The 12618-nt window shown below is 59.7% G+C and carries 12 protein-coding genes and 1 pseudogene; 8 read left to right on the top strand and 5 right to left on the bottom strand.

Annotated elements, in window-relative coordinates; genetic code table 11:
• The first annotated feature begins 30 nt into the window (after positions 1 to 30).
• Entirely contained in the window at positions 31 to 1083 is a 1053-nt protein-coding gene (gene rsgA / locus AC1DNW_RS26565) for a ribosome small subunit-dependent GTPase A (protein ID WP_477854869.1), read from the top strand.
• A 90-nt stretch (positions 1084 to 1173) separates the two neighbouring features.
• Here rsgA and AC1DNW_RS26560 read toward each other — a convergent pair whose 3' ends face one another.
• The 5 genes and pseudogenes from AC1DNW_RS26560 to AC1DNW_RS26540 all read right to left on the bottom strand — a co-directional run bounded on the left by AC1DNW_RS26560 (position 1174) and on the right by AC1DNW_RS26540 (position 5459).
• Positions 1174 to 1419: a hypothetical protein gene (locus AC1DNW_RS26560; protein WP_113298923.1), complete on the bottom strand. Its 246-nt coding sequence runs from the start codon at positions 1417 to 1419 to the stop codon at positions 1174 to 1176.
• A 699-nt stretch (positions 1420 to 2118) separates the two neighbouring features.
• A pseudogene (locus tag AC1DNW_RS26555) lies at positions 2119 to 2211 on the bottom strand (YjiS-like domain-containing protein); the annotation flags it as partial.
• Between the two features lie 434 nt (positions 2212 to 2645).
• Positions 2646 to 3347, bottom strand: coding sequence for a GntR family transcriptional regulator (locus AC1DNW_RS26550; protein WP_113297796.1), 702 nt, complete (start codon positions 3345 to 3347; stop codon positions 2646 to 2648).
• A 37-nt stretch (positions 3348 to 3384) separates the two neighbouring features.
• Positions 3385 to 4815 (bottom strand): MATE family efflux transporter, encoded by a 1431-nt coding sequence (locus tag AC1DNW_RS26545; RefSeq protein WP_477854868.1) that lies wholly within the window; start codon positions 4813 to 4815, stop codon positions 3385 to 3387.
• A gap of 11 nt (positions 4816 to 4826) precedes the next feature.
• Positions 4827 to 5459 carry a cysteine hydrolase family protein gene (locus AC1DNW_RS26540; protein WP_477854867.1) on the bottom strand — a complete coding sequence of 211 codons (633 nt, stop codon included), beginning with the start codon at positions 5457 to 5459 and terminating at the stop codon, positions 4827 to 4829.
• 307 nt (positions 5460 to 5766) lie between these two features.
• Here AC1DNW_RS26540 and AC1DNW_RS26535 point away from each other — a divergent pair, with 307 nt between their 5' ends.
• From AC1DNW_RS26535 to AC1DNW_RS26505, 7 genes are read left to right on the top strand one after another with little or no spacing between them, the layout of a single operon-like run.
• Positions 5767 to 6882 carry an extracellular solute-binding protein gene (locus tag AC1DNW_RS26535; RefSeq protein WP_115038086.1) on the top strand — a complete coding sequence of 372 codons (1116 nt, stop codon included), beginning with the start codon at positions 5767 to 5769 and terminating at the stop codon, positions 6880 to 6882.
• 14 nt (positions 6883 to 6896) lie between these two features.
• Positions 6897 to 7949, top strand: a complete 1053-nt coding sequence (locus AC1DNW_RS26530; RefSeq protein WP_477854890.1) for an ABC transporter ATP-binding protein — start codon at positions 6897 to 6899, stop codon at positions 7947 to 7949.
• Between the two features lie 2 nt (positions 7950 to 7951).
• The gene (locus AC1DNW_RS26525) at positions 7952 to 8824 is read left to right on the top strand and encodes an ABC transporter permease (protein ID WP_477854866.1); all 873 of its coding nucleotides are present in this window, start codon (positions 7952 to 7954) and stop codon (positions 8822 to 8824) included.
• Entirely contained in the window at positions 8821 to 9621 is an 801-nt protein-coding gene (locus AC1DNW_RS26520; protein ID WP_477854865.1) for an ABC transporter permease, read from the top strand. Before AC1DNW_RS26525 ends, AC1DNW_RS26520 begins: the two co-directional genes overlap by 4 nt.
• 16 nt (positions 9622 to 9637) lie before the next feature.
• Positions 9638 to 10258, top strand: coding sequence for a cysteine hydrolase family protein (locus AC1DNW_RS26515; protein ID WP_477854864.1), 621 nt, complete (start codon positions 9638 to 9640; stop codon positions 10256 to 10258).
• A 1-nt stretch (position 10259) separates the two neighbouring features.
• Positions 10260 to 11645: a zinc-binding metallopeptidase family protein gene (locus AC1DNW_RS26510; protein ID WP_477854863.1), complete on the top strand. Its 1386-nt coding sequence runs from the start codon at positions 10260 to 10262 to the stop codon at positions 11643 to 11645.
• Positions 11646 to 11691: 46 nt separating this feature from the next.
• The gene (locus AC1DNW_RS26505; RefSeq protein WP_477854862.1) at positions 11692 to 12582 is read left to right on the top strand and encodes an MBL fold metallo-hydrolase; all 891 of its coding nucleotides are present in this window, start codon (positions 11692 to 11694) and stop codon (positions 12580 to 12582) included.
• Positions 12583 to 12618: the final 36 nt, after the last annotated feature.

Raw genomic sequence — 12618 nt, 5'->3', positions numbered from 1 at the left:
GAAGCAGCGGGAACCATTGAAAATCCCTTTATGGCAGCCTTACCGAATGCGGAACACGATTTGACCAGCTCCCACTTTTCTTCACCACTGGAACTGCTTGGGTGGACTGAATTCTTCTCAGATCAGGTCCAGCCCAGCGAAGCGCACTTGATCCCCAGACGCATCGCTTCAGTTCACCGGGCACGCATCGAGGCGATCGATGTCAACGGGCCCGTCGGGCTGAAACTTCCGGCCAATACCAACACTGCTGACTACGCGGTGGGCGACTGGGTTCTTGCCGATCCACTGACCGGTATGCTTATCAGCCGTCTTGACCGAAAAAGCGTCTTTCAACGACGCCCGGAAGGCGGACGTGGCCAGCAACTTGTTGCCGCCAACGTCGACACTCTGTTTATCGTGACCTCATGCAACGCAGATTTTAATCTTGCCCGGCTGGAACGTTACCTGATCATGGCCAACCAAGCCGGGAGCAATCCGGTGATTGTGCTGACGAAGGCTGATACCGCTGAAGATGCTGGCATGCTCCAAGCGCAAGCCGAGGCCTTGCAGCGTGATCTGCCTGTGATCGCCTTGAATGGTCGCTCCGCAGACGCCGTTTCCCTGTTGAGGCCCTGGTGCGGCGTTGGCCAGACGGTTGCGCTGGTGGGATCCTCCGGTGTCGGAAAATCGACGCTGGTGAACACCATGACCGGCCCTGGCTCTGACACAAGGCAGAAAACTGGCGCTATCCGCGAATACGACGCCCAGGGTCGACACACGACCACGGCGCGATCGCTGCATGCTATTTCAGGCGGCGGCTGGGTCATAGATACACCTGGGATAAGAACGCTTTACCTGAGCGATGTTACCGATGGTATAGACACCCTCTTTGCAGAAATAACCGAACTGGCGCCGCTTTGCCGGTTTCGCGATTGCACCCACGCACATGAACCGGGGTGCGCCGTTCAGGCAGCTGTCGCGAGCGGTGCCCTGGATGCTGATCGCTTGGAACGCTGGCGGAACCTGCTTGCAGAAAATCGCGACCGAACACCGGTCGTGAGCGGACCACGCGGCAACAAGATCGTTCGCAAGAAGAAATACTGAAAGTTTTGTGCGTTTGTAACGGTGCTCATCGGCGTCAGCGACGATCCGCCACCTTGGGGAATTGGCTGGGCCGTGGTCACCGCGTCAGGCTCAATGATTGGGTTTGCGGTCAAGAAGAACCTGCAAGCGGCCGCTCCCGCTTGAAATGGGTATGTCTTTGAACAACCGCGATATGAGGCGCGGTCGCAGTCCTTGCCTCTCATCGATGAGGAGAAATGACATTCTCTTTATCTCGATCGTGATCACGCCCGCATTGTCATGGCGACGATAATTCCCCGAATCGATCGCATGGAATCCGTTTTCCACCGCCCAGGCGGCTATCATGTCCGCGTTCATCAAGGTCCTGCTTTAGAGATCTCGGACATGCTTTTCTCTAGCTGTCCCGCTCGTGCAAATCGCTTTGCAGTCCCACGGATACCGTAACTGAAACGCTCTAATCCAGCCAAATCCGTCCAAGATTACAGTTCGCGCTTTGGTGTTGCCAGAAAGACTCGCAGCAATCGGTGCAAATCCGCCGTGGCCCCGCCCCGTTTGGTGCTCTTGGGCAAAGTTCGAGCCGACGCACCTTACATTCGCAGCTATTGAAGGAGAATAAAACTTGGTCCCGCGCTCCCTTTCGATACCTGACTAGAGCGCCCCTCGCTCTTTTGCTGACGGACGCGAACCTCGAAGGCAGCGTATGTCGACTGCAACTCAATCTTGACCTTCGGGAGAATAGCCCAAAACGAAAAAGCCTGCCGCGGGAGGAGGTGCGGCAGGCTTTGGAAAAGAATTGAACAGCGACTGGGAGGAGGAGTGGGCCGTCTGAAACTCGAAGTTCTGCGGGAGGATGCATCGCTTCGATGCGGTAATCTATACGCCGACTACGAACCACTTACTATTGCTGATGTTGCACTGCACCCATGCAAGAACGGCAAGTCGAAAAGATCGGGAAGGATCGATGGCAGGACTCGATCGCAGACAGTGGACATCGACGCAAAAACGCCCGCATCATGAGCGGGCGTCAAGCAGCTTCAAAGAGTGAATGCTGTGCGGTCAGCGGGCGATCGATGCGCGGGCGACGTTGCGGATATCAGCGCGGTCGATACCGAGATCCTGCAGTTCGCGGCTGGACATGCGACCAAGCTCAGCAGCCTTGCTTGGCTCCGGCGTCGTTTCGATGATTGGAATATAGGCGTTTCAATCGGTTAAAAACAGCGACAATCCGTCAGTCCACCTATGCAAGGAATGCATTGGTCATCGCTTTTCGACGGAAAGAGCCTGTTTTTTGAGCTCGGTGCCATCGGTCGCGGCGGATGCACCTTTGCTAAAAGAGGATCGATCCCGCCCATATGCCTTCAGCCGTTTGTTGTGGCGATAGTTACTTGCACTCGCTCAGAAAACAGGTCTACAAAGCATGCTTTGATAGAAGGTCCGTTACCTTGAACTGCTATGAGCCGTTGCACCAGCTATCGGGCTGAGCTGTCATGACAACGCTCCTGGTAGCTATCCCAGGCCGCATGCCGTTGCTGCGCCTTGTATTTCCGACCGCTTAACCTGCTGCTATCGCTAAGCAGCCCACCCTATTTAAGGCCGGCATATTCCTCATAGGAATCCTCGACCGTGAGAATGTGTCTGCGCATCGACTCCGCCGCAAGCTCGCGATTGCCTTGCAAGATCGCGACGAGTATCGCGTCATGTTCCTTGTAGGATTTTGCCAGCCGCCCGGCGGTCAGGAACTGCGCCCGGCGGAACGGCGAAAGCCGCCGCCGCGTCGCGAGTGTGATCTCCACCAGATAGGCATTCTGGCTACCGGCATAGATGGCCGCATGAAACTTCTCATTGAGCACGTGATAGTGGCTCGGGTCGTTTTCCTTGAGGATGCGCGCTAGACCCTCGTGGATGATCTCGAGGTTGCGCCGCTCCGAAAGCGTCATGCTGGCAGCGGCAAGGCTGGCGCAGAGCGCTTCAAGTTCTGCCATGACATGGAACATCTGCCGCAGATGTTCCGGCGACGGGCGAGTGACGATGGCGCTGCGATGCGGCCGCGTCTCGACGAGGCCCATGGCCGCCAGATCTCGGATCGCTTCCCTCAAGGGAGTGCGCGAAACGCCATAACTTGCGGCAATCTCGGTCTCGTCGAGAGGCATTCCGGGCGAAAGCTTGCCGTCGACGATATCGTCTGCAAGCCGTGCGCGCACTTCCTCGGCCCGGGTCAGCTTGCGACGCGATCCTTCTTCCTTAGCAGCAGAGATGTCTTCGCTACCCGAGGGCTTCTTCTTCATTATTGCGTCCAAGAGGGCCTTCTTTTTTTGAGTATTCTTATGTCGGACTGGTCTGCTTGCGCAACCAGCTTCGACCTCCACATGGGCCGGGCACATCCATCGTTGAAGACGCAGCGTTTCTGACCATGGTTTTCCAGCGCCAGACAAGCGTGCATGCGACACTGGTAATACCGACCAATACGCCGAACCAGACGCCGACGACACCCATGCCGAAGCCGAAGGAAAGCACGACGGCCACCGGCACGCCGAGCAGCCAGTAGCCGCAGACACCGATGACCATCGGCACGCGCGTATCCTTCAGCCCACGAAGGGCTCCGTTGGCGGCCGATTGCAGGCCATCGAAGATCAGAAAGGCGGCGAGGATCACGATCAGCTTTTGCGTCAGCACTGCGATTGCTGCAAAATCCGCGGTCTCCCCGGCTAGGAAGAGATTGATAATGTGCTTGGAACCGACGAGCATGATCACGCCGAACAACGCCATCAACCCGGCTACCGTGATCAGTGAAAGATTGCCTGTCAGCCGGGCGGCAGCGTCCCTGCCCGCGCCGCGATGGTAGGCAACCCGAACGGTCGCCGCCTGGGCGATCGCGACGATTGGATTGAAGGCGATGCTGTTCAGGGTATAGGCGATCTGGTTGGCAATGATCGCGATCGTGCCGAAACCGCTGGTGACCAAGGTCAGGACCAGCGTCATGCCGAGCTCCGCCGCATAGACAAGCGCGATCGGCCAACCGATCGACCAGACATCCCGGACAGCCCTGGCCGCAGTTGGGATGGCGGCACGGAAGGTTGCGAGCGGGAGATGTTTTCCGATGATCGCATAAGCTGTCAACCCAACGGCGATCAGCCACCAGGCGACGGCATAGGCAAGACCGGCACCGGCAACTCCATGACCGGGATAATTGAAAGCGCCAAAGGTCAGGCCAGACAGAAGCGGCATATAACAAAGCGCACCAAGCCCGACCGAGGCCATGATCAGCCAGGATTTTGCGCTGACGGAGCAATAAAGGCGAATCGGCGCGATCCAGAGAATGGCCGGCAGCGCAAAGGCGGCCCTGCCGATGAACTCTCCCACATCGTCGAGAATTTCAGGTGCAACGCCGAATGGGGCGAGGATCGCAGGCAGGTTCAGGAGGACCGCCATCGATAGAAGCGAGAGGGCAAGACCGGCCAACACCGCGCCGCCAAAGGCATAGGCCACCTCATCGCCTTCAGTTGTTTCCGTTTCGCTCCTGCCCTTGGCGGCCGCCATCAGTGGATGGGCACCGGCGATCACACCCTGGGAAACGACGGTCAGCGCCTGAATGAAGATCGCGCAGAGCCCGCCGGCCGCAAGCGCAGAGCCGCTGAGGCGGCCGAGCATCACGCTCGCCGACAGACCCATGATCAGCTGGCTCGCTTGGGTGACGGCCAGCGGAGCCGCGATACCGCCGAGCGATCGCAGCTCTTTCCATCTCATACGGCTCATACCTGTCCCGATCAGGCTGCGACTGCCTGGGCGGCGAAGGCACCGATGACCTCCTGGGCGCTGCGCCGTGCGCCCGCCTGAAGATATTCCATGGCGACCAGCGCCGCGTCATGCGCCGCCGTTCCGGAACCCGAAACACAATCCTCGATGACGCGGCAGTAGTAATCGCCCTGATGCGCATCGACGAAGCTGTAATGAATGCAGACGTCGGTAAAACCCCCGACAAAGAAAAGCGTCTCGGCTTTGACGGCCTTCAGCAGGATTTCCATCTCGGTACCGTAGAAGACCGAATAACGGCGCTTGGTTATGCGCAGGTCATCCGGCTTCATCTCCATTTCCTCGACCGGGAAAGGCGTGCCTGGCGAGCTTTCGAGGCAGTGAATGCTTTCCGAACCATCCAGCTCGCGACCGAAATCGATCAGGTTGTCGCGATGCGCTTCCTGCACGAAGATGACCGGAATGCCGGCCTTGCGTGCGGCATCGACCACCGACTTCGCGCGCCAGTTCCGCTCAATATGGTCACCCATGAATTCCAGACGGGACGTCGTCGGACGGGGCATGAAGCCCGATTTCTGAATATCAACGACGATCAGGGCGGCGCGCCCGACGATCAGGGGCTTCGGGACGATCGGATTTCCAGCCATCAGTTACACTCGCTTGCTTATCGATAAACACGGCCGCCGCTCCGTCTTTCTCCGTCATCAAATCCGGTCGGAGTGGCGTTTACCGCCTCCGTTATACACGACAGAGTACAGTATGCAATATTGCATACAATACGATCATAATTTGTGCATATGCCTATTACTTCTAAGATTTCAGGTCGACTTTCAGCAATCAGCAAATCACAACTGCACCATTAAATTACTGTTTTTTAATGTTTTTCTAAAACTGGCATGGTCGTTGCATAGATCTTCAGCATCCACTCAAGGGGACAGCAAAGGAGAACACAGCATGGCATCCAGGAAGCCCTCCGCGCCTTTCGGCCAGGACATGAACTCGTTGATATCGCGCAGATCGGTCCTGAAGGCCGCCGGCGGCCTTGCCGCGGCGACACTCGTTTCCGCACCCTTCGTGCGCCCCTCCTATGCCGCAACGACGCTCAGGGTCTCGAACTTCGGCGGCTTTTTCGAGGAAGCTTTTGCAAAGAGCGTCTACCCGGCCTTCACCAAACAGACCGGCATCGCCGTCCAGTCGATTGCGCAATCGGGTAGCGCGCAGTTCCTCGTCCAGCTCGGTCAGGCGATCCAGGCAGGCTCGGCTCCGATGGATATCTGCTGCGCCGGCCAGGCCGACGTCATCCGCGGCCGCCAGCGCGGCCTTTGGGCAAGCGTCGACAAGTCCAAGCTGAAGAATATCGGCAACCTGATGGACGGCTTCCTTTATGAGGACGCCGGCAAGGTCGACGGCGTCGGCGCCATGGCTTGGTACATCACTCTGATCGCCAACCCGTCTGAATTCGAAACGCTGCCGGACAGCTGGACCGAACTGTGGAAGCAGCGCGCTTCGGCCTGGGGCCTGCAGGGCGGCGGCAACAGCGTGCTTCTCGATATCGTCGCTTCCGTCTATTTCGGCGGCCCGTCCGTGCTCGACACCGAGGAAGGTATTGACAAGGTCATTGCCAAGATCGCCGAACTGAAGCCGAACGCGAAACTGTGGTGGACCGACGAAGGTTCGATGCAGAGCGCCTACCAGAACGACGAAGTCGTCGGCGGCCTTTATTTCCACGACGTCTCAATGATCATGAAGAAGGAGGGCACCGACGTCGCCTCGATCTTCCCGAAGGAGGGCGCAGTCCTCGGCTACAACGCTTGGTGCGTGCCGAAGGTCGGCGACGTCAGCGATGCCGCTATCGCCTTCCTTGACTGGAGCGCCACGCCCGAGTGCCACGAGTTGATCGCCCGCAATGTCGGCGCCGCGCCGCTGATCGAAAAGTCGAAGCTCAACCTGACCGCGGACGAATTCAACGCGGTGTCTGGCACCGGCAAGCCGATCGTCGTCGCCTCCGACGCCAAGGTGAAGCACGCCGACTACATCTCCGCGCAAATGCTCAAGATGCTTGGTCAGTAAGTCTGGACGCAATGATGCAAGGCCTGGAAATCTCAAACCTCACGAAGTCCTTTGGCGCAAATACGGTCGTCTCCGACGTCTCGCTTGCGATCGAACAGGGCAAGTTCGTCTGCTTCCTCGGTCCGTCCGGCTGCGGCAAGACGACCCTGATGCGCATCATCGCCGGTCTGGAGCAACCGACCAGCGGCACGGTGCGGCTTGACGGTCGCGACATTACCGGTGTTCCGACCAACGAACGCAACTTCGGAATGGTGTTCCAGGCCCTTGCCTTGTTTCCGCATCTCGATGTGGCCGGCAATATCGGCTACAGCCTTCGCTATCGCACGATGGCGAAGCACCATAAGCAGGAACGGATCGACGAGCTTCTGAAGCTCGTCGATCTGCCCGGAATGCAGTCGCGCCGGGTCGACCAGCTCTCGGGCGGCCAGAGGCAGCGTGTCGCGATCGCCCGCGCGCTGGCGCAGGAGCCGCTCCTTTTCCTGATGGACGAACCGCTTTCCGCGCTCGATGCTAAACTGCGCGACCATATGCAGGTCGAACTGCGGCAGCTGCAGCAGAAGCTGAAGATCACCACGATCTTCGTCACCCACGACCAGCGCGAGGCGATGACCATCGCCGACCAGATCGTCATCATGGCGCATGGCAAGGTGCAGCAGGTCGGCAGCCCGGTGGAGATCTACCGCAAGCCGGTCAACCGTTTCGTCGCCGACTTCATCGGTCAGAGCAATCTTGCCGAAGGCGTTCTCGTCGACCGCGAGCATGTCCGGATCGGCGAAAACGTCGTCGCCACCTGCCTCGCGCCCTCCCAATTCAAGCCCGGCGACAAGATCACGATCTGCGCCCGCCCGGAAAGCACGCTCCTGTCGCGACAGCAATCCGGCGGCACCGCACCGAACGCAACCGTCACTTTCGTGCGCGACCTCGGCTCCAGCGTCGAGGTGTTTCTCGACAGGAACGGCCGGCAGGTCGTCGCCTCGCTCGCGCCCGCTGCCTGGGCCGAGCTTGAAGACGTACGAGAATTTGCTGTCTCCTTCGCACCGGGTTCGGTGACAGTCCTGGAGGACTGACCATGTCGCTCGTTTCGGGACAAGAAGGTTTGAACCGTCGGCGCCTCTCCGTGGCAACCGGCCTCGCGTGGCCCTTCTTCATGATCGTCGCCTTTTTCGGCGTACCTTTCGCGCTGCTCTTGCGCGTCAGCGTCGCCCGCGTCGACCCCGCCTATTACCAGGGAAGCGGCTGGTCGCTCGAGGCGATGGCAAGCCTGTTCCAGCCCATGGTGCTGAATGGCCTCACGTTCTCGCTCTGGCTGGCGCTGACGGTCGCAACGTTCAGCATGATCATCGCCTTTCCGGCGACCTATTTCATTACCCGCATGAGCCGCAACGCGCAGATCGTCTGGCTGATCGGCCTTCTGACGACGCTGGCGCTCTCGGAGGTACTGATCACTTTCTCCTGGCAGATCATCCTGTCTAAACGGGTCGGCATCTCGAATATCGCCGTCTTCCTCGGCCTGCTCGACAAGCCCGTTTCGCTGACGCCCAGCTTTTACGGCGTCGTCAGCTGCCTCATCTATGTCGTCATCCCCTTCAACGTGATGACCATCTATCCAGGCCTGTCGCGCATGGATGCCTCTTATATGGAAGCCGCCTCTACCATGGGCGCCACGCCGATCCAGGCCTTTTTCAACGTGCTCCTGCCGCTGATGCGCAAGCCGATCGCCACCGCCTATCTGACGACCGTCGTAATGGCGATCGGCGCCTATGTCGCGCCGCTCGTGCTTGGCGGTCCGGCCAACTGGACGATCGGCGTCATCATAAGCGAAGTCGCCAATTCCGCCCAGAACTTGCCGCAGGCAGCAGCCATCGCCGTTCTCCTCATGCTCGTCACGGGCGCGATGATCCTCATCATCGGCAAGGTCGGCGGAAAGGGGTATAGGTCATGAGCCGGTTCATCCAGAAAACCGTGCGTCAGATCTTCCTCGTCTGCCTGGCCCTTTTCCTGGCGGCACCGCTGATCATCGTCGCCGGCGTCAGCTTCAACAGCACCGCACAGATGACCTTTCCTCCGCAGAATATCAGCCTGCGCTGGTATTCTGCCTTCATGCAGGACCCGGCCTGGACCACCGCCTTCATGCGCTCGGTCGGCATCGCCATCGCCGCCTCGCTGCTGACAATCAGCGTCGCCTTCCCGATCGCCTACAGCCAGTGGAAGACCAATTCGCGCTTCGCAAAGATATTGGCGGGAATGGCGGGCGTTCCCTTCATCTTGCCGCCGGTCGTCATCGCCGTCCTGTTCCTGCTTTTCTGGGGCACGGTCCGGCATGTCGGCCAGATCGAGAACATTGTCATCAGCCATGCCGTCACCTTCGTTGCCGTGCCGCTGGTGATGATCTCGCTCGGTTTCTCCAGCATCGACAAGTCGCTCGTCGAGGCGGCCCGGACGATGGGCGCCCGCGACAACGACATCCTCAGAACTGTCGCGATACCGATGGTGCTGCCCTTCGTCGCGTCCAGCTTCATCTTCGTCGCGATCTTCAGCCTCAACGAATATGTCATCGCCTTCATGGTGGCCGGTTTCACCGCCGAGACCATGCCGGTTAAGATCTTCTCCAGCATGCGCACCGGCTTCTCACCGACCATGTGCGTCGGCGCCGTATTCTTCATGCTGATCGGCCTTTTCGGCTTCATCACCGTCGCCCGCCTGGGCAATCTTCCGAAACTTCTCGGTGCACGTTTTTAAGATCAAGGAGCATCCCATGCCAAAGAAGCAAAACCCCATGATCGTCGGCCAGCCGGTGCTGATCGTCGTTGATATCCAGAAGGTCGGTTTCGACGATGATGGCTCCATTCCCCTGATGCCGGGCATAGTCGAGCGCATGCGCATGGCCCGCACCGTCATCGATGCCGCGCGCGAAGGCGGCGTGCCGATCATCTTCCTGCAGGAAAGCCACCGCAAGAGCGGCGTCGATTACGGCCGCGAGATGGATGGCGACGAGGACATGCATCTGCGCGAAGACTGGCCGGGCACGGCGATCGCCGCCGAGGAAGTCGGCCTGCGCGACGACGACTATGTCATCGTCAAGCGCCGTTATTCTGGTTTTATCGGCACTGACCTGCAGATCCTTCTGCGCGGGCTGAAGGCCGATACGCTGATCCTCGTCGGCGGCCTCACCAATATCTGCGTGCATTATACCTTCGCCGACGGTCACCAGTCGGATTACCATTGCCGCGTTGTCGAGGATTGCGTCGCCGGGTCTTCCATCGAGGCGCATGACGCAGCCCTCGCCAACATGGAGTATCTTCAGCACGGCGCCCGCCGCACGGCAACCGAGATCAACGAGGCCTTCCTTTCCTTCAAGCAAGGCAAGGCCGCCTGATATGCCAGATCGCCTGACCACGGAGACGCGCCGCATCTGGTCCGGCCTTGCCGCCGAGATCGAAGAGCTTTTTGCCGAGATGTGGAAAGTGCCGGAACTGCCGGCACTGGAATATAGGTCGCAGGCGATCCTCTGTGACTTCATCGAACGGCACGGTTTTACCGTCGAGCGGGGTGTCGGCGGTGTGCCGACGGCGTTCATCGCCCGCATTGTTAGTGGCGAAGGCCCGAAGGTCGGCATCCTGATCGAATATGACGCGCTGCCGAGCCTCTACAATGATGCGGTTCCCTATCGCCAGGGCAACCGCCGCAAGCCCGGTCATGGCTGCGGCCATAACCATATCGGCCCGGCCAATACCGGCGCCGGTATCGTCGCTGCAAAGGCGATGGTCGAGCTCGGTCTTGGGGGCGAGATCGTCATCATCGGCTGCCCGGCCGAAGAGATCGGCTGGGGCAAGCTAGCGCTTCAGGCCGCCGGCGTGTTCGACGGTCTCGACCTCGTGCTGACCTCGCATGGCGATTACCAGAACGGTTCGCTTGCAAGGCCTTGTCATGCAATGGCAAGCGGCGAGTTCAAGTTCATCGGCGAAAGTGCCCATGGCGGCAAGACCGCCACCCGCAATGCACTGCTCGCCGCCGAAGCTGCTTATGCGGAATTCGACCGCCTGCGCCAGGACGTGCCCGACCTGCAGCTTAAGCACGTCTATCGTTTTGCCGGCATCACGCCCGGCGTGACACCCGAAGAAGTCCGCCTCTGGTCTTCCGTCCGGCACTACGACTTCGACATGGTGCAGGTGGGCTACAAGCTGATGCATGACACCTATAGCCGCATCGCCGCCGAACAGGGTGTCGAGCTGGTATCCGAGCAGATCGCCAATTGCCGCGGTTATCTCGGCAATGACACGGTCGGCCGCGTGCTGGATAAATGCCTTCGGGAACTCGGCCCGCCGCGCTGGACCGATGCGGACATCGCATGGATGGAGGAACTCTCCGCGGCCTGCGATCCCGGCAAGCCATTCAAGCTGCATCGCGAGCTGGAATATTTCGACACCGGCATCGACTATTACGGCCAGGACGACGGCGACATCAGCTGGCAAATCCCGCTCGGCCGGGTTAACTGGGCCTATCCGGACAATGTGCCGATCCATCACTGGGCCTGGACGGCGCTGTCGGGGCATTCGTCGAGCAGTCCCGGCCCGCTGATGGCATCCGAAGCGCTGGCCATGGCCGCGATTGCATTGCTGGTATCGCCGGAAACGGTCGCCGCCGCCAAGGCGGAACTCACCGGGCGCACCGGCGGCAAACACATTGCCGGACCGGCACCGACAATTTCCGACGTGCTGGCAAAGGACCCGCAGTCCTTCTGGGATGCGACCTGGGCGCGATAGGTGCCCCGGTCATCAGAACTTGGAGCCGATATACGGAGACGATCGAATGACGGGAATGCTGGACGACTTCAGGATATTCGAACCCTATCCGGGCATTTTTGCCTATTATGACGGCCGTATCGCCGGCAAGCGGCTTTATTCGGAAGGGCCGAACTGGCTGGATGACGGCGCCTTCAGCCTCGGCATCGCCTCCTATGCGATCGTCGATGGAAACGAAGCGTTGGTCTATGACACCCATATCAGCCTTGACCACGCCCGCGCCATTCGCGCTCATCTGGAAGGTCTGGGTGTGGCGAAGATTACCGTCGTCCTCAGTCATTTCCACAACGACCATATCGCCGGCAACGAGGTGTTTGCCGATTGCGAAATTGTCGCCAACAGCGCGACTGAAAGCCTTCTCGAAGCGGAAAAGCCGCGGATCGCTACGCGCCTGCCGAAGATCGAACCCGTCGTCATGCCGAACACCCTGTTCGACCGCAGCCTGACGATCACCGTCGGCAGCCGCGTGGTCGAGCTTCATGAATTCAACATCCACAGCGCGGACGCGACCGTCCTGTGGCTGCCGAAAGAACGACTACTGTTTGCAGGCGATACTTTGGAGGACACCGTTACCTATATGACGGACCCCGCCGCCCTACCGGTACATCTGGACGAACTGAGGCGGTTGAGCTCCTTCCCCATCGCAAAAATTCTTCCCTGCCACGGCGATCCGGACCGCATCCTTGCCGGCGGCTACGAGCCTTCGTTCATCGACGCGACGATCCGCTATGTCGAGGCGATGAACGAGGATGTTGCCGAACCGGAAATCTGGAACCAGGCCCTGTCCGAGGCCGTTGGCCAAGACGTCAAGAGCGGCGCGCTGATCTACATTCCCGCCTACGAAGAGGTACACGCCTCCAACATCGCTCTGCTAAAAGCCTATCGCGACAAGGCCTGAACACCCGCGGGGGTTTCCGGACCGCAACCGATCTGC

The sequence above is a fragment of the Rhizobium sp. 05L429 genome (assembly GCF_056397645.1).
The sequence above is the reverse complement of the archived record's forward strand: the minus strand, read 5'-3'. Positions and strand labels throughout refer to the sequence as shown.

Coding starts and splice junctions, on each gene's coding strand:
- AC1DNW_RS26550 (WP_113297796.1), bottom strand. CDS start 3,347: ATGAAGAAGAAGCCCTCGGGTAGCGAAGACATCTCTGCTGCTAAGGAA.
- AC1DNW_RS26530 (WP_477854890.1), top strand. CDS start 6,897: ATGCAAGGCCTGGAAATCTCAAACCTCACGAAGTCCTTTGGCGCAAAT.
- AC1DNW_RS26505 (WP_477854862.1), top strand. CDS start 11,692: ATGACGGGAATGCTGGACGACTTCAGGATATTCGAACCCTATCCGGGC.
- AC1DNW_RS26515 (WP_477854864.1), top strand. CDS start 9,638: ATGCCAAAGAAGCAAAACCCCATGATCGTCGGCCAGCCGGTGCTGATC.
- AC1DNW_RS26560 (WP_113298923.1), bottom strand. CDS start 1,419: ATGAACGCGGACATGATAGCCGCCTGGGCGGTGGAAAACGGATTCCAT.
- AC1DNW_RS26540 (WP_477854867.1), bottom strand. CDS start 5,459: ATGGCTGGAAATCCGATCGTCCCGAAGCCCCTGATCGTCGGGCGCGCC.
- AC1DNW_RS26510 (WP_477854863.1), top strand. CDS start 10,260: ATGCCAGATCGCCTGACCACGGAGACGCGCCGCATCTGGTCCGGCCTT.
- AC1DNW_RS26520 (WP_477854865.1), top strand. CDS start 8,821: ATGAGCCGGTTCATCCAGAAAACCGTGCGTCAGATCTTCCTCGTCTGC.
- rsgA (WP_477854869.1), top strand. CDS start 31: ATGGCAGCCTTACCGAATGCGGAACACGATTTGACCAGCTCCCACTTT.
- AC1DNW_RS26525 (WP_477854866.1), top strand. CDS start 7,952: ATGTCGCTCGTTTCGGGACAAGAAGGTTTGAACCGTCGGCGCCTCTCC.
- AC1DNW_RS26535 (WP_115038086.1), top strand. CDS start 5,767: ATGGCATCCAGGAAGCCCTCCGCGCCTTTCGGCCAGGACATGAACTCG.
- AC1DNW_RS26545 (WP_477854868.1), bottom strand. CDS start 4,815: ATGAGCCGTATGAGATGGAAAGAGCTGCGATCGCTCGGCGGTATCGCG.